This window comes from Pseudomonas sp. KBS0710, assembly GCF_005938045.2.
Lineage (GTDB): Bacteria > Pseudomonadota > Gammaproteobacteria > Pseudomonadales > Pseudomonadaceae > Aquipseudomonas.
Window position 1 is genome coordinate 3,464,345 of record NZ_VCCF02000001.1, and the last position, 17,835, is coordinate 3,482,179.

Consider the following 17,835-nt stretch of genomic DNA (forward strand, 5'->3'; position numbering starts at 1 on the left):
ACGAGGCGCCAGGCATGCAGGGTTTTGCTCAGTTGTTCCGTCTTTGGGGCCGTCCCCTGCTGCTCGGCGTTGCCTGCCTGATGGTGGCGGCCTGTTCGCGCGAGAAACCGGCGCCGGAGCCGACCGTAAGGTCGGTGAAAATCACCACCGTACACGCCGCAGAGGCCTACGCTGCGCCGTTGACCGGTGTGGTACGCCAACGACAACGCGCGGCCCTGGCCTTCGAAGGCGCGGGCCGATTGGTGGCGCTGAACGTCGACGTCGGCGATAGCGTAAAACAAGGCCAGGTGTTGGCAAGCCTGGACACGGCGGCTGTGCGCTTGCGTCTGAAACAAGCGCAGGCGGCGCTGTTCGCCAGTGTGGCGCAAACCGGCGAGCGCAAGCGCAACAAACTCCGCCAGCAACAGCTGTATGCCCAGGGCAGCGTCGCGGCCAGCGCCGTGGAGCAAGCCGAAGCGGCGTGGCAGGCTGCCGTCGCACAGCAGGCTGCCGATGAAGCTGCACTGGACTTGGTACGACGCGATCAGCGCCAGGGCCAACTGATTGCGCCGTTTGACGGCCGCGTCGTGGCACGACCCGCGCAGTTGTACAGCGAGTTGTCGCCCGGCCAAGTGGTGATGGAGCTGGAGGCCGGCGGCGCGTTACAAGTCATCGTGCAAATCCCGGTGGAACAGGCCGTCGGCCTCAAGCCTGGCGACCACGCCGTCGCCAGCGACCCGGCAGCACCCGGCTCAAGCCTGCCGCTGGTGCTCGAGGGCTTGTCGACGCGCGCGCAGAACGGCCTGTTGCAAAGCGCGCGTTTCCGCCTGAACGCCCACGACCTCGTGCTCCCCAGCGGCGTGAACCTCAACGTTCAGTTGGCGGCGCCTGCCGCGCTCGCGCTGTCGATTCCGACCCAGGCGCTACGCATGGAGGGCGACGCCAGCCAGGTGCAGGTGTTCGTCTATGACCCGGCCCAGGGCAAGGTCGCCCTGCGTGAGATCAGGATCGGCCTGATCGACCAGGGCCGTGTCGCCATCGACAACGGCCTCAAGGACGGCGAGCAAGTGGTCGTCACCGGCGTGGCATTCCTCACCGAAGGCCAGCCCGTCAACCTGCTCGCGCCCTCCAGCCGTTTGAGCACACCCGAATGATCAACCTGACCCGTCACGCTCTGGGCGCGAGCCGCCTGACCTTATTCACTGCCTTGTTGATCCTGCTCGCAGGCGTGGCCACGTTCCTGAGCTTTCCGACCCAGGAAGAACCCTCGGTGACGATCCGCGATGCGCTGGTGAGTATCCAATTCCCCGGCCTGCCCAGCGAACGCGCCGAGGAGTTGCTGGCCCAGCCTACCGAAGAAAAACTGCGCGAGCTGTCGCAGATCAAAAATATCGTGACTACCGTCCACCCCGGCAGCGTGGTCATCCAGGTGACGGCCCGCGATGAGATCAAGGACCTGGGCGTGCTGTGGCAGCAGGTGCGCAATAAAGTCGCCGAGGCCGGCGCCAGCTTTCCAGCGGGAACCCAAGGGCCATTTGTCGATGATAATTTCGGACGCGTCGCCGTCGCGTCCATCGCGATTACTGCGCCCGGCTACAGCATGAGCGAGATGCGCGGGCCGCTCAAACGCCTGCGCGATCAGTTGGGCGGGTTACCGGGCATTGGCCAGGTGACGCTGCACGGCGTGCAGGAGCAGCAGCTGTCGATCGATTTCAACCCACAGCGCCTGGCGGGGCTGGGCTTGTCTCCCCAGCAACTGTTTCAGCAATTGCAGCAACAAAACGTGCTGGCACCCGGCGGCATCGCCGACATTGGCGGGCAAATCACCACCCTGACCGTAACCGGCGAAGTGCTCAGCGTGGAGCAACTGCGCCAGTTGCCGATCCAACTGCCCGACGCCGACGGCACCGCGCAATCGGTAGCACTCGGCGCCATCGCGCAGATCTCGGTGATGGCTGCCGACCCGCCCCAGACCGCTGCGGTGTATCAAGGCCAGGATGCCGTGGTGCTGGCGGTGTCCATGGCGCCAGGACAGAACGTTCATCAATTCGGCGTGGCCTTGCGTGAGCGCTTGGCCCAGCTGGAACAGCAACTGCCGTTGGGTTTCAGCACCCATATGGTGACGTTCCAGGCGGATGTGGTCGATCAGCAGATGGCCAAGATGAAGCATGTGATGATCGAAACCGTGGTCATCGTCATGGCCGTGGTCATGCTGTTCCTCGGCTGGCGCACCGGATTGGTGGTGGGCGCCATTGTGCCGCTGACCATCCTCGGTACGCTGATCGCCATGCGCATGCTCGGTGTCGAGCTGCAAACCGTGTCGATCGCCGCAATCATCCTCGCGCTCGGCCTGCTGGTGGACAACGGCATCGTGATCGCCGAGGACATCGAGCGCCGGCTCCACGCCGGTGAGGATCGACGCCAGGCCTGTGAGGACGCCGGGCGTACCCTGGCGATTCCATTGCTGACCTCGTCACTGGTGATTGTGCTGGCGTTCTCGCCGTTCTTTCTCGGCCAGACCAGCACCAATGAATACCTGCGTTCATTGGCCATCGTGCTCGCCCTTACCCTGCTCGGCTCATGGCTGTTGAGCATTACCGTCACGCCGCTGCTGTGCCTGTATTTTGCCAAGCCCCCACGCCATAAGGCCTCAGAGGACAGCTACGACAGCGGCTTTTACCGAGGTTATCGGGCCGTCATTCGCCGGGTGCTGCAGCACAAGGTGCTGTTTCTGATTGCCATGTTGGTGTTACTGGCCGCCGCCATTTTTGAACTGATGCGCGTGCCGTATGACTTTCTGCCTCAGTCCGACCGCTTGCAGTTCCAGGTGCCTATCACCCTGGAGCCTGGCAGCGGTTCGCGCAAGACCTTGCAGAGCGTGCGTGAGATCAGCCTGTGGCTGAGCAAGGAACCCCAGGTGGCCGACAGTATCGGCTACGTCGGCGATGGCGGGCCGCGTATCGTGCTGGGCCTCAACCCGCCGTTGCCGGCACCGGAAACTGCGTACTTCACCGTCAGCGTCAAGGCCGGTACGGATATCGATGCGGTGATTGCCAACACGCGCCGCTATCTGCTCAAGCAACACCCGGAACTGCGCGCCGAGCCCAAGCGTTTTTCCCTGGGCACCACCGAGGCCGGTGTCGCGATCTATCGCGTGCTGGGCCCGGACGAACAGGTATTGCGCAACCTGGCCGGTCAGATCGAAAAAGCTCTGCGTGACTTGCCGGGCACACTGGATGTGCGCGATGACTGGAGCACACGCCTGGCGCGGTACACCGTCGAGGTCGATCAGCACAGTGCGCGCCGCGCCGGTGTCGACACCCAAGCCATTGCCCAGGCGTTGCAACTGCATTTCGGCGGACTCCAGGTGTCTTCGTTGCAGGACAACCAGACCCGCGTCCCGCTGGTGGTGCGCGAGCCGTCGACCACAACCGATGCCTCTCCCGATCTGCGCGGCATCCTGGTCTACCCGGCCGACGGCTCGACGCCCGTGCCGTTGACGGCCGTTGCCCGTATCGTCGCCTCCAGCGAACCCTCGACGCTGATGCGGCGCAATCAAGAACGTGCCATTACCGTGGTCGGACACAACCCATCGTTGACGGCGACCTCCATCGTCGAGCAGTTGGCACCGCAGGTGGCGGCACTCCCCATGCCGCCGGGCTATCGGATTGAACTGGGCGGTGAAATCGAAGACTCGGCAGACGCCAACCAGGCGTTGCTGCAATACCTGCCCCACGCGCTGATCGCCATGCTGTTGCTGTTCGTCTGGCAGTTCAATTCGTTTCGCAAACTGCTGATTGTGGTCTCGGCGATCCCCTTCGTCCTGATCGGCGTGGCCGTTGCGCTACTGATCACCGGTTACCCGTTCGGCTTCATGGCCACGTTCGGCCTGTTGTCCCTGGCGGGCATTATCGTCAACAACGCCGTGTTGCTGCTCGAACGTATCGAGGCCGAACTCCACGAGGGCCTGCCAGTGTACGAGGCGGTGGTGAACGCCGCCGTGAAACGCCTGCGCCCCATCGTCATGACCAAACTGACCTGCATTATCGGGCTGGTGCCACTGATGCTGTTTGCCGGGCCGCTGTGGAAGGGCATGGCGATCACGCTGATGGGCGGCCTGGCGCTGGGCACGTTGGTCACCCTGGGGTTGATCCCGGTGCTGTACGTATTGCTGTTCACACCGCGTAAACATTCACACATCAAGGCGAACACACCATGAATTTTTCGTTGAAGGCAAAGCGCAATATCAAGTGCATAACTCTCGGGGCCGTGCTGTTTGGCGCGCTGTCGATGAGTATCGGCGCTCAAGCCTCCGCGTTCGTCCACCCAGGCCTGTTGCAGACCGAACAGGACTTCATACGCATCCGCGAAAAACTGGCCAACCATAACCAACCGTGGCTGGCTGGTTGGCAGAAGCTGATCGCCAACCGACACGCATCACTGGCCTGGAACCCGAGCCCGGTCGCGGTGGTTTATCGGGGCGCGGATGGCCGGCATCCGGAAAACTACGCCAGGTTATTCAACGATGCTGCTGCAGCGTACGCATTGGCACTGCGCTGGCAGCTCTCGGGCGACCCCGCGTATGCCGACAAAGCCGTGGCGTTGTTGAACCAGTGGTCCACCACCCTCACGGCCATTGAGGGCACCTCGGACCGATTCCTGGCATCAGGCCTGTACGGTTACCAACTCGCCAATGCCGCAGAATTATTGCGCGGTTATTCAAAGTGGAAGGCTGCGGACTTTCATCAGTTCCAGAGCATGATGCTCACGGTCTTCTACCCGATGAACCATGACTTCCTGGTGCATCACAATAACGCGTTGGTCGATCACTATTGGGCGAACTGGGACCTGGCCAACATGAACTCGATGCTGGCAATTGGCGTGCTGACCGACCGCCGCGATATCTATGATGAAGCGGTCAACTACTTCAAGCATGGCGCCGGCAACGGTTCCATTGAACACGTGGTGTGGAATCTCTACGGCAATGGCCTGGGCCAGGTCCAGGAAAGCGGGCGTGACCAGGCACACACGCTGCTCGACATCGCTTTGCTCGGCAGCTTCTGCCAAATGGCCTGGAGCCAGGGCGACGACCTGTTCGGCTACCAGAACAACCGCGTGCTGCAAGGCGCCGAGTATGTGGCCAAGTACAACCTAGGCCAGGCCGTGCCGTTCACCACCTTCATCAACAGCGCGTTCAAACAGACGGCCATATCGGCCGTCCACCGGGGAGAAATCCGCCCGATATGGGAACTGCTCTACAACCACTACGTCGTGCTTAAAGGCCTCGACGCGCCGAACGTGAAAGCTTTCGCGCACAAAGTCCAGGTGGAAGGTGGCGGTGGCGACTATGGGCCGAACAGCGGCGGCTACGACCAACTGGGGTATGGAACATTGCTCTATTCGCTGGGGGAATACGGCCTGTCCAAAAATGAACTGGTGCCGTAAGGGTCCATCCATGCACCTTCACGGCAGCCACATTTCAGAGCGGTAGCCGGCCGTTCAGCATGTCCCACCACATTTTCCAGTCGCCCCTGAAACTGCTCAGGGGATGCCGGAAGGTGGTAGGCCGGCTGTGCTCAATAAGGAATGCCCCACCCAGGCGAAGGAACTCTCACCATAGATACCCTGACTGCTTCCTCAGAATTCCCAGGCATGGTCGCACCACACCACACAATCAGTTGCCTTTGCGCAGAGAGTATTCAAGGAGGCTTCCCTTTTTTGACAGGTTTTCACCTTCTCACCGGCAACCTGACGACTGATGCCAGTTTGGCAGGCTTCCATTCCATCGCGCCTCGATTCAGTCGGCTTTTAAAGATTGCTCCTACACCTCTACCAAGCACTTCCGACGGCCCCTTCTGAAAAACCTAACAGTCGCGAAAAATGACGAGCCCATCTCTTCGATAAACGTTATGTATTCAGTTGTTCCGGGCAAGACGCCCATGCCTCCATTCGCCTCATGAAGGGCCAGATTCATGCTAAATACTTCGATTATTGCTTCACTGCGTACCGCCGTCGGTACATCCCTGCGCACCCGCCCACTCAATCGAGCGGAAGAGCGACTGATCCGCTACTACCGCTTATTGTCAGAACAGGATCGTGAAGCGGTGCGCTGTCTGATGTTTGCGGTCAAGGAAACCAACCGATCCCAACGCCCTCGCCAATAAAAAGTGACGCAGTTATCTGTCACACCGGCTGGGTTGGACATATGGCCAAGGGCCTTCCCGATGGAGTTTTCCTACCCAGCCGAAGCATGTCTGCAGACCCCACAAGCAACTATATTTTGCACTGCTAGATACCAAGCCCATCGCCGTGGAGGATCTGCGTATTCCCATGTCTGCCTTCGTCACTCGCCAGCCCCGATTTCCCGACGCGGGCCTGACCATCTCCCACAGTGTCGACACCCTGATCCGACAGGATCTGCTCGACGTGCGCCGACACATCCGTGGCGATTGGGGGTGATATGCGTGTAGAGCATCGGTGCTACAACGACGCGGCTCGGGAACTCGGCGGTTGCCTGCTGTCGTCCAGGAAAAAAGACGCCGAAGCGTCTATTACCTAAATCGCAGGCAAAAAAAAGCCACTCGTTAGAGTGGCTTTTTCTTTGTGTTTGGAGCGGGAAACGAGACTCGAACTCGCGACCCCGACCTTGGCAAGGTCGTGCTCTACCAACTGAGCTATTCCCGCGTCTTGGTGGTGTGCATTCTATAGATTCCAGAACACACGTCAACCCCTTGATTCAAAAAAGTTTTATTTCTTTTCAACGGTGGTGCGCAGGTGCGGCCAGGCGGCGCGTAAATACTGAAGCATGGACCACAGGGTCAGGCCCGCGGCGATCAGCAGCAAGGCGTAGCCAATCAGCACCCATACCGAGAAGTCCGATGGGTTGGCCAGCAAAATCACCAGCGCAAGCATTTGCGCGGCGGTTTTCCATTTGCCCATGTTGGAGACGGCCACGTGGGCGCGGGCGCCGATTTCGGCCATCCATTCGCGCAGGGCCGAGACGACGATCTCGCGGCCGATGATCACGGCGGCCGGCAGGGTCAGCCACAGGTTGCCATGTTCCTGCACCAGCAGGACAAGGGCGACGGCGACCATGAGTTTGTCGGCCACAGGGTCAAGGAACGCGCCGAAGGGTGTGCTCTGTTCCAGGCGGCGTGCCAGGTAGCCGTCGAGCCAGTCGGTCGCGGCGGCAAAGGCAAACACCGAGCTGGAGGCGGCATAGCTCCATTCGTAGGGCAAGTAGAACAACAAAATGAAAATCGGGATAAGCAGGACGCGTAGAACGGTGATCAGATTAGGGATATTCATCGGCACAACTGGCTACGAGGTGAGAAGGCATTCTATTCGCTGTGCAGACTTGCATAAATCAATTCTGCGAGCTTTTTACTGATACCGGGTGCTTTGGCTATTTCGTCAATGCTGGCACGGGATAGCTCCTGCAAGCCACCAAAATGTTTAAGCAGGTCGCGACGGCGCGTCGGGCCAACCCCTGCCACCCCTTCCAGGGTTGAGGTTCGCCGGGTTTTGCCACGGCGCGCGCGGTGGCCGGTAATGGCAAAACGGTGGGCTTCGTCGCGAATCTGTTGGATCAGGTGCAATGCAGGCGAGTCGCCCTTCAAAGTGAACTCATGGGCGGCATCATTCAAGTACAACGTCTCGAAACCGGCCTTACGCGTGGCACCCTTGGCCACGCCGAGCAGGATCAGGTCAGGCACCGCCAGTTCGTTGAGCACGTCACGGGCCATGGACAACTGGCCCTTGCCGCCGTCCACCAGCAGGATATCGGGGAGCTTGCCCTCGCCGTCCTTGAGTTTGCTGAAGCGCCGCGTCAGGGCCTGGTGCATGGCCGCGTAGTCATCGCCGGCGGTGACGCCTTCGATGTTGTAGCGCCGGTAATCGGACTTGATCGGCCCTTCCGGCCCGAATACCACGCAAGAGGCCACGGTGGCTTCGCCGCTGGAGTGGCTGATGTCGTAGCATTCCAGGCGCTGGGGCGGCTCGTCGAGGTTGAGGACTTCGGCCAGGGCATCGAAACGTGCCGCAACGTGCTGACGATTGGCCAGGCGCGCGCCCAGGGCCTGTTCGGCGTTGGTCACCGCCAGTTGCTGCCAGCGCGCGCGGGTGCCGCGTACACGGTGGCTGATATCCAGCTCACGGCCGCGCAGTTCGTGGATCGCCTCGATGAGCGTGGGGAAGTCCTCATGCACCACGTTGACGATCAGTTCGGACGGCAAGTCGCGCTCAGGGCTACTCACGTAGTACTGGCCAAGGAAGGCGGCCATGACTTCGGCCACTTCCTCGTCGATACCGGTCTGCGGGAAGAAGTTCTTGCTGCCCAGCACTCGTCCGCCACGCACGCTGATCAGGTGCACACAGGCGCCGCCGGGGTTGACGAAGGCAGCGATCACATCGACGTCGCCAGTGCCGCCCTCCATGCTTTGCTGGTCCTGCACGCGGCGCAGCAGCGAGATCTGGTCGCGCAGCTCGGCGGCCCGTTCGAAATCCAGGGTGCTGGCGGCCTGCTCCATCGCGCCGGAGAGTTCATCGGTGAGGGCATTGCTGCGCCCTTCGAGAAACATCACCGAATGGCGCACATCTTCGGCGTATTCCGCAGGTTCAACCAGGCCGACACAAGGCGCCTTGCAGCGCTTGATCTGGTATTGCAGGCATGGCCGCGTACGGTTCTTGTAGAAGCTGTCTTCGCACTGGCGCACAAAAAATGTCTTTTGCAGCAGGCTCAGGCTTTCGCGAATCGCGCCGGCGCTCGGGTACGGGCCGAAATACTTGCCCTTGGCCTTCTTCGCCCCACGGTGAATGCTCAGGCGTGGGAAGTCGCCGTCGGACAAATACACGTAGGGGTAGGATTTATCGTCACGCAGCAGGATGTTGTAGGGCGGTCGCCATTCCTTGATCAGCGTCTGCTCTAAAAGCAGCGCCTCGGTTTCATTGGCGGTGATGGTGGTTTCAACCTGGGCGATACGCGCGACCAGGGCGGCGGTTTTCGGCGCCAGCCCGGTCTTGCGAAAGTAACTCGCCAGGCGGTTCTTCAGGTTTTTGGCTTTGCCTACGTAAAGCAGGCGCGCCTCGCTGTCGAACATGCGGTACACGCCAGGGCGGCCACTGCAGGTTGAGAGAAAGGCACTCGGATCAAACGGTGTGGTCATGTCAGGCGCTGGCGTCCACCATGCCGTGGCGCACCGCGAGCAGGGTCAATTCAACATCACTGCTGATGGCGAGCTTTTCGAAAATACGATAGCGGTAGGTGTTGACGGTTTTAGGCGACAGGCACAGCTTGTCGGAGATCGTCTGCACCTTCTGGCAGCCGACGATCATCAAGGCGATCTGGATTTCCCGCTCCGACAACGCATCAAACGGCGAGTCGCTGGTAGGTTGGAACGATTTGATCGCCAACTGCTGGGCAATCTGCGGGCTGATATAGCGCTGGCCGGCAAATACCAGGCGAATGGCTTGCACCATCTCGGCCAGGCCTGCGCCCTTGGTCAGGTAACCCGCCGCTCCGGCTTGCAGAAGGCGAGTCGGAAATGGGTCTTCCTCGCACACGGTGACCACCACGACCTTGATGTCCGGATGGCTGCGCAGCAATTTGGTGGTGGCACCAAGACCGCCAATCCCAGGCATCTTAACGTCCATCAGCACCACATCGGGTTTCAATTCCCGGGCCTTGATCAGGGATTCCTCTCCCGATTCGGCCTGGCCGACTACTTGCAGGCCATCGATGTCAGCCAGCATTCGTGTAATGCCCGTACGAACGAGATCATGGTCATCGACTACTAGCACCCTAATCAAGCAGACACCTCGCGATATGGTCTTATAGGTTGCTGAACACCTTAGCAAAAAACCAAGGCGCAGACCTAGCTGCAAGCGTCATATATATAGAGTTTCAACACGATTAAGCTGCCCGCCGGATGACGAGCAGCGCTGTTTTCCTGGGTAAAAGGTCAGGAATCCTGGGGTTGCGGTTTGATTTTCCCATTCGACGCAGCTGAATGTTCGGCCAGGGTGGATGTCAGGCGGCGGATTGCATCCTGGTCTTCCTTGAACATGGCGCGGTAATCACCGAGGACTTTCTCTTCGATCTGGCTGAGGTTTTCCAATTGGATCGGCGTGGCAACGCCGGTCAACACGTACAGGATGTCCACCCCTTTTTCGGCTACCCGTGACAGGTAGTCGGCTTTAGGCGCACGCCCACCGTTCTCATATTTGCCTTGGGCATTGGCTTCAACGCCTCCAATTTCACCAAAAACTTTCTGCGACAGGCCAAGTCGCTCTCTTTCTTGCCGCAAACGCGAACCGATTCCACTCATTTGGATGTATGATCCTATCTGGCACACCCCAAGAGGTGACACACTCATCTCGTTTTACACAAACTTGAACGGTTTTGAACTATGCCCGGAATCCGTACCGCTGCACAAGCCAAGGCTTGGCTGGAACATCAAGGAAAGTCAGTTCAAGCGTTCGCACGTGAACATGGCGTTGATCCGGCCACCACATATCAAGTGCTCGCTGGGCGTAAAAAGGGACGGCGTGGGGAAGCCCATAAAGTAGCGGTCCTGCTGGGCATGAAAGAAGGGATTATCGTGGATGAGCCCGTGGCTCAACACCGCGATCCAAACAGTGTGTCTTGAGCGCAGTATGCGCTTATTCCTACGGTGTGCTTGATTTAGTCCACAGTGCCAGCCCTACACTCGCGCTCCATGCGCCAAAAGCAGTCCTCCTCCCCGACAATGCTCAGCCCTTGGCGCTGATACAGGCGTCTCGCCGGGTTGGTCTTGAACACGGTCAAGCGTAAAAGGCCCAGGCCCTGCGCGCGCGCCTTGAGCACCATCTGCTGCAATACCCAACTGCCAGCGCCCTGTCTGCGGCAGCGCTCGAGCAGGTGTAATTCGCGAATATAGAGCGCCTGGCTGTCACGATTCACGCTGATAAACCCCATCACGGTTTCATCCTGGCAAATCAGCCAGTTTTCCCGCGAAGCCCAGGCGACGTCAAAGCCATGGTCAGACCACAGTAAATCGTACTGCAGGTAGTAGCGATTCATGGCTTCATGGGTCAGCGCTCGCGCGAATGGCAAGTCGCGGTCCGTCGCCGCGCGCAGGTGAAAAGCCATTTCAGAGGGCTACCACTTGGCCAGCCCAGTGCTGGCCGTTGCGGCGGGCAATCACCAAGGCCTCGCCAGTGCCCGGTACGTCGGCAAGCAGGGTTCCATCAGCGCTCCAGATAGCGCTGCGCCCCGCACAGGTATAACCGCCGGACGGGCCACCATGGTTGGCCATCAATACCAGCATGCGGTGCTCGGCGGCATAGCCTTGCAGCAGCGCACTGTCGGTCGCGTACCCGCCTTCGCTGATCAGCACACCGGCGGCGTACACCGTAGCGCCAGCCTCTGCCGCCAGACGCGGATGACTGGCGTGGGAAAAGTCCGCACAGACCGACAGTGCAATCCGGTCATCCCCCCATTCGAGTGCTGCACCACCCTGCCCTGCAACAAACGCCAGTTCTTCGCCTGGGTGCAGATGTTGCTTGGTATAGACCGCCAGCGAGCCGTCTGCGCCCAGCACCAGCGCACCGATCGATACACCCGCCTCGGGTGCCAGGCGAATCGGCATGCCCACCACCGCCGTCAACCGCAGTTCCTGCGCCATTTCACGCAGCGGCGCCAGCAGCGCGTCCTCTGGCGCAATCGCCAGTTGGGCGGCCAGGGCCGGCTCATAGCCGGTCAACGACAGTTCCGGAAACACCAGCAACTGCACACCCTGCTCCGCCGCCGCCTGCATATACGCCAAATGCCGCTGGAGGTTGGCCGGCACGTCGCCAGCAAGGGAGAGGGTTTGAGCTGCGGCAAGGGTCAAGGCAGTCATGGTCGCGTCCTGGCAATCATTATTAATGTGTTACCAGCATATCGGCACTCGCACCATAGCCGTAAGTAGGTCGCGCGATAGAAATTACTGATTGAATCCACCCGCGTGCCTCGAGTAAGCTCCCCCCATCATTTGGAGACATACCATGTTGCAACTCACCCACACTCAGGTTTGCCCTGCTGCCAGCGCCCCGCGCTCGGTGTCGGCTACCCGTGTGAGCGGTTTGAGCGCACTGGTCAGCTTTTATTTTGGGTATTGGTTTAGCCACTGGCGCGCCTGATACCTGAAATCGGCGCCCACTACTCAAGGGGTCGCCTACCAGAGAAATCTAACCCCCGGTCGGCTCCCCGACCGGGGGTTTTGTTTTTTCAGGCCCCAATAATTTTGCTTCACACCGAACACTAAAAGGACTCACGACATGAACTACGCCACTTATTACCGTTACGACACTTCGACTGCATGGCGATTTAGCAAGCTCCGTTCGGGACAGCCTGCCGCCTCCGATCGGTCACCTATTGGTGGCAAGCCAACACACGTAGCCAATACGGCCAATTGTCGAACACCCCAGTAGGGCAGAGCGTGCGGGAACAGCCCGCCGCTTGCCCAGGAAGCCTTGAATATGAACTCTGCCACCGCCGCACTGCCTGTTGCCAACCTGTCCAGCGCCAATGAAGCCCTGACCCAGCGCCTGCCCAGCTCCCTTGAGCTAAAGCATCAGCTGCCTCTAAGCCCGTTCCTGAATGAACAGATCCACGCCCATCGCCAAGCCGTGCGCGCCATCCTCAATGGCGAAGACTCGCGTTTGCTGGTGATTGTCGGCCCGTGCTCGATCCACGACCCCGAGTCGGCCATGGAATACGCGCGCAACCTCAAGAAGCTCGCGCTGGAAGTCAGCGACCAGATGCTGCTGGTGATTCGCGCCTACGTCGAAAAACCGCGCACCACCATCGGCTGGAAAGGCCTGGCCTACGACCCGCACCTGGATGGCAGCGACGACATGGCCGCCGGCCTCACGCTGTCGCGCGAACTGATGCGCGAGATGCTGCGCCTGGGCTTGCCGGTCGCCACCGAGCTGCTGCAACCCATGGCCGCCGGCTACTTCGATGACCTGCTCAGTTGGGTCGCCATCGGCGCACGCACCACCGAATCGCAGATCCATCGCGAAATGGCCAGCGGCCTGGGCATGCCGGTCGGCTTCAAAAATGGCACCGACGGCGGCGTCGCGATTGCCTGTGATGCGATGCGCTCGGCGTCCCACCCGCATCGTCACTTCGGTGTGGACAGCCAAGGCCATCCGGCGATCATCCAGACACCGGGCAACCCCGACACGCACCTGGTATTGCGCGGCGGTCATCGTGGGCCGAACTACGATGCGCAAAGCGTGGCGCAGGTGAAACACGACCTGGCCAAGTCCAAGGTCGCGGCGCGCATCATGGTCGATTGCAGCCACGCCAACAGCGGAAAAGACCCATTGCGTCAGCCGGCAGTGTTCAACGACGTGCTCGAACAGCGCCTGCAGGGCGACACGTCGCTGATCGGCATGATGCTCGAAAGCCACCTGTTCGAAGGCTGCCAGCCGTTGAGCGCGTCGATGAAGTACGGGGTGTCGGTGACCGATGGTTGCCTGGGCTGGAACGGCACCGAGCAATTGCTGCGCAGCGCGGCCGAGCGGTTGCGGGCACAGCACAAACCCAACTGATCCCACATTTAGACTGTGCCAGCCTCAAGAGAGTGGATACAACGCCTCATCAAACTGCGCCAGCTTCGGAAACACCAAGGGCTGCTCATCCGACAGCCCTTGCAGCCGTTGCTCATATTCCAGCAAAAAATCCTGCCGCGCCTCGGCACTGATATACGGCACATGCCACGCCACAAACGGCGCCAGCACTTCGTACCCTACATACGCCAAGGTGCCGCGCAGAATCGGCCGCAGCATCTCCTCCAATGGCCCGTGAATCGCGCCCTCACCAAACATATGCTCGCGTCCGCCCAAGGTCACCGTGACCAGCGCGCGCTTGCCCGCCAGCCCGCCCTGATCGTAAAAACGCTTGCCGCCGTAACACACGCCGGACACCAGCACCCGGTCGATCCAGCCCTTGAGCATGGCCGGCGCCGAGAACCAGAAGATCGGGAAGTTGAGGATCAGCAGGTCGGCCCACAGCAGCTTGTCCAGTTCGCCCTGGATGTCCGCCGCGATCGACTGATTTTTTACGCCCAGACGCTGTTCCAGGGCATACACCAGATAATCCGGATTCTCCCGCGTGGCAAAGTCAGCGGCAGACGCTACCGGGTTCCACTGCATGGCGTACAGGTCGCTGACCTGCACTTCGTGGCCCTGGTTTTGCAATGTGCTGAGCGCCTGATCGCGCAGCGCGGCGGTAAACGACTGCGGCTCAGGGTGAGCGTGAACAATCAACACCTTCATGTGCATTCCTCAAACAGTGGGCGCTGCCCGTTGGGCCAGCAAATGGTCGAGCCAGTCCGGGTCCATTTCCGGCTCCGATGAAAACAACAGGCCGGTGTAAGCCTGGTACGGCGGGGTAAAAATCTTGCTGCGGCTGCCGTGGTCCACCACCCTGCCCCGCTGCATCACCAGTACTTCATCAGCAATCGCACGCACGGTGGCCACGTCGTGGGTGATAAACAGGTAGGCCACGCCCAGTTGTTGCTGCAGGCGGTTGAGCAGTTTCAGCACGCCCTCGGCCACCAGCTGATCAAGCGCCGAGGTGACTTCATCGCAGATGATCAGTTGCGGGTCGGCCGCCAGCGCACGGGCGATGCAGATGCGTTGCTTTTGCCCGCCGGATAATTCTCGGGGCTGACGTTCCATGAACACCGCCGGGTCCAGCTCAATCATCTCCAGCAACTCGGCGACCCGCGCGCGCATCGCCTTGCCCTTGAGGCCCAGGTAAAACGTGAGTGGCCGGCCGATGATGTCGACGATGCGCTGGCGCGGGTTCAGCGCCGTGTCGGGGATCTGGTAGATCATCTGGATGCGCCGCAGTTGCTCCTTGCTGCGCCGCCGAAAATCCAGCGGCAGCGCCTCGCCGTCATACAGCACCTGCCCCGCCGTGGCCGGCAGCAGCCCGGCAATCACGCGAGCGGTGGAGCTTTTACCGCTGCCGGACTCGCCGATCACCGCCAGGGTCTGGCCGCGATACAGCGTCATCGACACCCCATGCAGTACCGGCTGCAGCCCATAGCTGGCGCAGGCCTGACGCACTTCCAGCAACGGCACCTGCGCCACCGGGCACGCCTTGGGCTCGGTGCGAAAGCTGCGCACTGCCCACAGCGATTTGGTGTAGTCCTGCTGCGGCTGGCTGAGCATACTGCGAGTGTCGGCCTCCTCCACCAACTTGCCGTGGCGCAGCACCATGATGCGGTCAGCCATCTGCGCGACCACGGCGAGATCGTGGCTGATATACAAGGCGGCGCTGCCGAAGGTTTTCACCGCGTCACGGATCGCCGCCAGCACGTCGATCTGGGTGGTGACGTCGAGGGCGGTGGTGGGTTCGTCGAAGATAATCAGGTCCGGATGGCAGGCCATGGCCATGGCCGTCATCACCCGCTGCAACTGCCCGCCCGAGACTTGATGCGGGTAGCGTTGGCCAATGGTTTCGGGGTTGGGCAAACGCAACACGCGGTACAGCTCCACCGCCTCGCGCTCGGCCTGGGCGCGGCTGATGCCGCCGTTGATCACCGCCGTTTCCACGTGCTGGTCGATCAGGCGATGCGCCGGGTTGAAGGAGGCCGCCGCGCTTTGCGCCACATAGGCGATGCGCAGGCCGCGCAGCTTGCGCAAGGCTGCGGGCTTGGCCTGCAGCAGTTCAATGCCATCAAAACACACCGAGCCACCGATGATGCGGCAACCGTCGCGCGCATAGCCCATCGCCGCCAGCCCGAGGGTGGATTTACCCGCCCCGGACTCACCGATCAGCCCCAACACTTCACCGCGCTGCAAGGTCAGATCAATGCCCTTGATCAACGGGTGCCAGGCATCCTCGTAATGCCCTTCCACCTGCAGGTTGCGGATTTCCAGCAATGGCCTGTCCATCCTCAACACTCCTTCAGGCCGCTGGATTTATGCAGCATCCAGTCGACGACAAAATTCACACTGACGGTGATCAACGCCACCGCCAACGCCGGCAGCAAGGGGCTGACATCGCCGAAGGTGATCAACACCGCATTGTCGCGCACCATGCTGCCCCAGTCGGCGGTAGGCGGTTGGATGCCCAGGCCGAGGAACGACAGCGCGCTGATAAACAGGAACACAAAGCAAAAGCGCAGGCCGAATTCGGCAATCAGCGGCGCCGCGGCGTTAGGCAGCACTTCGCGGGTGACCAGCCACCACAAGCCTTCACCGCGCAGACGCGCGGCTTCGACGAAATCCTGCACCACCACAGTCATGGCCACCGCGCGGGCCAAGCGAAACACCCGCGTCGAATCCAGCAGCGCAATCACCAGCACCAGCGAGGTGGCGTTGGTGCCGACCACGCTGAGAATCAACAAGGCAAAAATCAGCTGCGGGATCGCCATCAGGATATCCACCACCCGCGACAACCCCTGGTCGACCCAGCCGCCCTTGATCGCCGCGACCAAACCGCTTAAGCCTCCGAGCAGAAACGCCAGCGTGGTGGTCAGGAAGGCAATACCCAAGGTATTGCGCGCGCCGTACACCAGGCGACTGAACATGTCGCGCCCCAGGTTATCGGTGCCCAGTAAAAACTCGCCGCTCCAGGGTGCGAAGCCTTCGCCCACCACCTGGGTTTCGCCATAGGGCGCCAGCAGCGGCGCCAACAGCGCCACCGCGACGTATGACAGGATGATCAGCAGGCCGAACTTGGCGCTCAACGGCGCCCTGGCCACTTGGCTCAACAGGCTCATGGCTTACCCCTTGGGATGCATCAGGCGTGGGTTGCTGGCGATGGACAGTACATCCGCCCCGGTATTGAGCAGGATGTAAGTGGCGGCAAAAATCAGGCTGCACGCCTGCACCACCGGGATGTCGCGTTTGGACACCGAGTCCACCAACAACTGGCCGAGACCTGGATAGACAAACACCACCTCGACCACCACCACCCCAACCACCAGGTACGCGAGGTTCAGCGCCACCACATTGACGATTGGCGCCAGCGCATTGGGCAGCGCGTGCTTCCAGATAATCCGTGATTGGCTGATACCCTTGAGCCGAGCCATCTCGATATACGGGCTGGCCAACAGGTTGATCAGGGAGGCGCGGGTCATGCGCATCATCTGCGCGATCACCACCAGACTCAGGGTGGCCACCGGCAGCACCGAGCGCTCCAGGAGCGTACCGAACGTGGCGTCCGGCGCCAGGTTGGACAGGCTGGGAAACCAGCCGAGCTTCACCGAGAACACCAGGATCAGCAGGTACGCGACAAAGAACTCCGGGAATGACACCGCGCTCAATGCTGTGGTGTTGAGCAGGCGATCGAACCAGCTGTTGCGGTACAACGCCGCGAGCATGCCCAGCACCAGTGCGGTGGGCACCGACACCAACGCCGCCAGGGCGGCCAGGCTCAGCGTGTTCCCCAGGCGCGCACCGATCAGCTCGGCGATGGGCCGCTGGTTGGCCAGTGATGCACCCAGATCCCCCTGTAACAGGCGCAGCAGCCAGTGCGCAAAGCGCGTCAGCGGCGGTAGATCCAGGCCCAACTGCGCGCGAAAAGCGGCGATGGTTTCCGGCGTAGCCGACTGGCCGAGCATGGCCTGGGCGATATCGCCGGGCAGCAGGCCCACAGCGAGGAAGATGATCACCGAGACGGCGAACAGCGACAGTACGCCGAGGGCCAATCTCTGGAGGACCAGTTTCAACAGACTATTCATATTCGATTCCCATGGGCTGGGCATTTTCCTCAAGGTCACACACGACCAATGTGGGAGCGGGCTTGCTCGCGAATGCGGCGTGTCAGTCAACACAAATGCAGACTGATCAAGCGCATTCGCGAGCAAGCCC

General features: G+C 61.1%; 17 protein-coding genes and 1 tRNA gene. 6 read left to right on the forward strand and 12 right to left on the reverse strand.

Annotated elements, in window-relative coordinates:
• Positions 1-14: 14 nt before the first annotated feature.
• Genes FFI16_RS15550 through FFI16_RS15560 form a run of 3 tightly spaced genes read left to right on the forward strand, consistent with a single transcriptional unit; the run spans position 15 to position 5,424 of the window.
• Positions 15-1,133, forward strand: coding sequence for an efflux RND transporter periplasmic adaptor subunit (locus FFI16_RS15550; protein WP_138815552.1), 1,119 nt, complete (start codon positions 15-17; stop codon positions 1,131-1,133).
• Positions 1,130-4,198, forward strand: a complete 3,069-nt coding sequence (locus FFI16_RS15555; protein ID WP_138815551.1) for an efflux RND transporter permease subunit — start codon at positions 1,130-1,132, stop codon at positions 4,196-4,198. The genes FFI16_RS15550 and FFI16_RS15555 overlap by 4 nt, the downstream gene beginning before the upstream one ends.
• On the forward strand, positions 4,195-5,424 hold the full coding sequence (locus FFI16_RS15560; RefSeq protein WP_138815550.1) for an alginate lyase family protein: 1,230 nt from the start codon (positions 4,195-4,197) through the stop codon (positions 5,422-5,424). Before FFI16_RS15555 ends, FFI16_RS15560 begins: the two co-directional genes overlap by 4 nt.
• 34 nt (positions 5,425-5,458) lie before the next feature.
• On the opposite strand, the gene FFI16_RS15565 is transcribed toward FFI16_RS15560, so the two are convergent.
• Positions 5,459-5,578: an Mpo1-like protein gene (locus FFI16_RS15565; RefSeq protein WP_218571884.1), complete on the reverse strand. Its 120-nt coding sequence runs from the start codon at positions 5,576-5,578 to the stop codon at positions 5,459-5,461.
• A 731-nt stretch (positions 5,579-6,309) separates the two neighbouring features.
• Between FFI16_RS15565 and FFI16_RS30695 the strand changes: the two genes are divergently transcribed.
• Complete coding sequence (locus tag FFI16_RS30695) at positions 6,310-6,438, forward strand: hypothetical protein (protein ID WP_256666263.1); 129 nt, start codon at positions 6,310-6,312, stop codon at positions 6,436-6,438.
• A gap of 149 nt (positions 6,439-6,587) precedes the next feature.
• Here FFI16_RS30695 and FFI16_RS15570 read toward each other — a convergent pair.
• The 5 genes from FFI16_RS15570 to FFI16_RS15590 all read right to left on the reverse strand — a co-directional run bounded on the left by FFI16_RS15570 (position 6,588) and on the right by FFI16_RS15590 (position 10,304).
• A tRNA-Gly gene (locus tag FFI16_RS15570) sits at positions 6,588-6,663 on the reverse strand.
• 63 nt (positions 6,664-6,726) lie between these two features.
• On the reverse strand, positions 6,727-7,287 hold the full coding sequence (gene pgsA, locus FFI16_RS15575; RefSeq protein ID WP_138815549.1) for a CDP-diacylglycerol--glycerol-3-phosphate 3-phosphatidyltransferase: 561 nt from the start codon (positions 7,285-7,287) through the stop codon (positions 6,727-6,729).
• A 32-nt stretch (positions 7,288-7,319) separates the two neighbouring features.
• Complete coding sequence (gene uvrC, locus FFI16_RS15580) at positions 7,320-9,143, reverse strand: excinuclease ABC subunit UvrC (protein ID WP_138815548.1); 1,824 nt, start codon at positions 9,141-9,143, stop codon at positions 7,320-7,322.
• A gap of 1 nt (position 9,144) precedes the next feature.
• Positions 9,145-9,786 (reverse strand): UvrY/SirA/GacA family response regulator transcription factor, encoded by a 642-nt coding sequence (gene uvrY / locus FFI16_RS15585; protein WP_003190387.1) that lies wholly within the window; start codon positions 9,784-9,786, stop codon positions 9,145-9,147.
• A 152-nt stretch (positions 9,787-9,938) separates the two neighbouring features.
• Positions 9,939-10,304: a helix-turn-helix domain-containing protein gene (locus FFI16_RS15590; RefSeq protein WP_138815547.1), complete on the reverse strand. Its 366-nt coding sequence runs from the start codon at positions 10,302-10,304 to the stop codon at positions 9,939-9,941.
• An 81-nt stretch (positions 10,305-10,385) separates the two neighbouring features.
• On the opposite strand from FFI16_RS15590, the gene FFI16_RS15595 reads away from it, so the two are divergent.
• Positions 10,386-10,625 (forward strand): DNA-binding protein, encoded by a 240-nt coding sequence (locus tag FFI16_RS15595; protein ID WP_074854515.1) that lies wholly within the window; start codon positions 10,386-10,388, stop codon positions 10,623-10,625.
• 35 nt (positions 10,626-10,660) lie between these two features.
• On the opposite strand, the gene FFI16_RS15600 is transcribed toward FFI16_RS15595, so the two are convergent.
• A complete protein-coding gene (locus FFI16_RS15600) occupies positions 10,661-11,107 on the reverse strand; it encodes a GNAT family N-acetyltransferase (protein WP_138815546.1) in 447 nt (148 codons plus the stop codon).
• A gap of 1 nt (position 11,108) precedes the next feature.
• Positions 11,109-11,858, reverse strand: a complete 750-nt coding sequence (locus FFI16_RS15605; protein ID WP_138815545.1) for a carbon-nitrogen hydrolase family protein — start codon at positions 11,856-11,858, stop codon at positions 11,109-11,111.
• Positions 11,859-12,477: 619 nt separating this feature from the next.
• Between FFI16_RS15605 and FFI16_RS15610 the strand changes: the two genes are divergently transcribed.
• The gene (locus tag FFI16_RS15610; RefSeq protein WP_138815544.1) at positions 12,478-13,557 is read left to right on the forward strand and encodes a 3-deoxy-7-phosphoheptulonate synthase; all 1,080 of its coding nucleotides are present in this window, start codon (positions 12,478-12,480) and stop codon (positions 13,555-13,557) included.
• Between the two features lie 24 nt (positions 13,558-13,581).
• Here the strand turns inward: FFI16_RS15610 and FFI16_RS15615 are convergent, their stop codons facing one another.
• Genes FFI16_RS15615 through FFI16_RS15630 form a run of 4 tightly spaced genes read right to left on the reverse strand, consistent with a single transcriptional unit; the run spans position 13,582 to position 17,705 of the window.
• Positions 13,582-14,283 (reverse strand): NAD(P)H-dependent oxidoreductase, encoded by a 702-nt coding sequence (locus tag FFI16_RS15615; RefSeq protein ID WP_138815543.1) that lies wholly within the window; start codon positions 14,281-14,283, stop codon positions 13,582-13,584.
• A gap of 9 nt (positions 14,284-14,292) precedes the next feature.
• Positions 14,293-15,912, reverse strand: coding sequence for an ABC transporter ATP-binding protein (locus FFI16_RS15620; RefSeq protein ID WP_138815542.1), 1,620 nt, complete (start codon positions 15,910-15,912; stop codon positions 14,293-14,295).
• 2 nt (positions 15,913-15,914) lie between these two features.
• Positions 15,915-16,742: an ABC transporter permease gene (locus FFI16_RS15625; protein ID WP_138815541.1), complete on the reverse strand. Its 828-nt coding sequence runs from the start codon at positions 16,740-16,742 to the stop codon at positions 15,915-15,917.
• A gap of 3 nt (positions 16,743-16,745) precedes the next feature.
• Entirely contained in the window at positions 16,746-17,705 is a 960-nt protein-coding gene (locus FFI16_RS15630; RefSeq protein ID WP_138453369.1) for an ABC transporter permease, read from the reverse strand.
• Positions 17,706-17,835: the final 130 nt, after the last annotated feature.

Excerpts from the sequence above, each read along its gene's own strand:
- FFI16_RS15630 (WP_138453369.1), bottom strand. The coding sequence starts at position 17,705 with ATGAATAGTCTGTTGAAACTGGTCCTCCAGAGATTGGCCCTCGGCGTA.
- FFI16_RS15560 (WP_138815550.1), top strand. The coding sequence starts at position 4,195 with ATGAATTTTTCGTTGAAGGCAAAGCGCAATATCAAGTGCATAACTCTC.
- FFI16_RS30695 (WP_256666263.1), top strand. The coding sequence starts at position 6,310 with ATGTCTGCCTTCGTCACTCGCCAGCCCCGATTTCCCGACGCGGGCCTG.
- FFI16_RS15550 (WP_138815552.1), top strand. The coding sequence starts at position 15 with ATGCAGGGTTTTGCTCAGTTGTTCCGTCTTTGGGGCCGTCCCCTGCTG.
- FFI16_RS15610 (WP_138815544.1), top strand. The coding sequence starts at position 12,478 with ATGAACTCTGCCACCGCCGCACTGCCTGTTGCCAACCTGTCCAGCGCC.
- FFI16_RS15600 (WP_138815546.1), bottom strand. The coding sequence starts at position 11,107 with ATGGCTTTTCACCTGCGCGCGGCGACGGACCGCGACTTGCCATTCGCG.
- uvrC (WP_138815548.1), bottom strand. The coding sequence starts at position 9,143 with ATGACCACACCGTTTGATCCGAGTGCCTTTCTCTCAACCTGCAGTGGC.
- FFI16_RS15595 (WP_074854515.1), top strand. The coding sequence starts at position 10,386 with ATGCCCGGAATCCGTACCGCTGCACAAGCCAAGGCTTGGCTGGAACAT.
- pgsA (WP_138815549.1), bottom strand. The coding sequence starts at position 7,287 with ATGAATATCCCTAATCTGATCACCGTTCTACGCGTCCTGCTTATCCCG.
- FFI16_RS15620 (WP_138815542.1), bottom strand. The coding sequence starts at position 15,912 with ATGGACAGGCCATTGCTGGAAATCCGCAACCTGCAGGTGGAAGGGCAT.
- FFI16_RS15555 (WP_138815551.1), top strand. The coding sequence starts at position 1,130 with ATGATCAACCTGACCCGTCACGCTCTGGGCGCGAGCCGCCTGACCTTA.
- FFI16_RS15590 (WP_138815547.1), bottom strand. The coding sequence starts at position 10,304 with ATGAGTGGAATCGGTTCGCGTTTGCGGCAAGAAAGAGAGCGACTTGGC.
- FFI16_RS15605 (WP_138815545.1), bottom strand. The coding sequence starts at position 11,858 with ATGACTGCCTTGACCCTTGCCGCAGCTCAAACCCTCTCCCTTGCTGGC.
- FFI16_RS15615 (WP_138815543.1), bottom strand. The coding sequence starts at position 14,283 with ATGAAGGTGTTGATTGTTCACGCTCACCCTGAGCCGCAGTCGTTTACC.
- FFI16_RS15625 (WP_138815541.1), bottom strand. The coding sequence starts at position 16,742 with ATGAGCCTGTTGAGCCAAGTGGCCAGGGCGCCGTTGAGCGCCAAGTTC.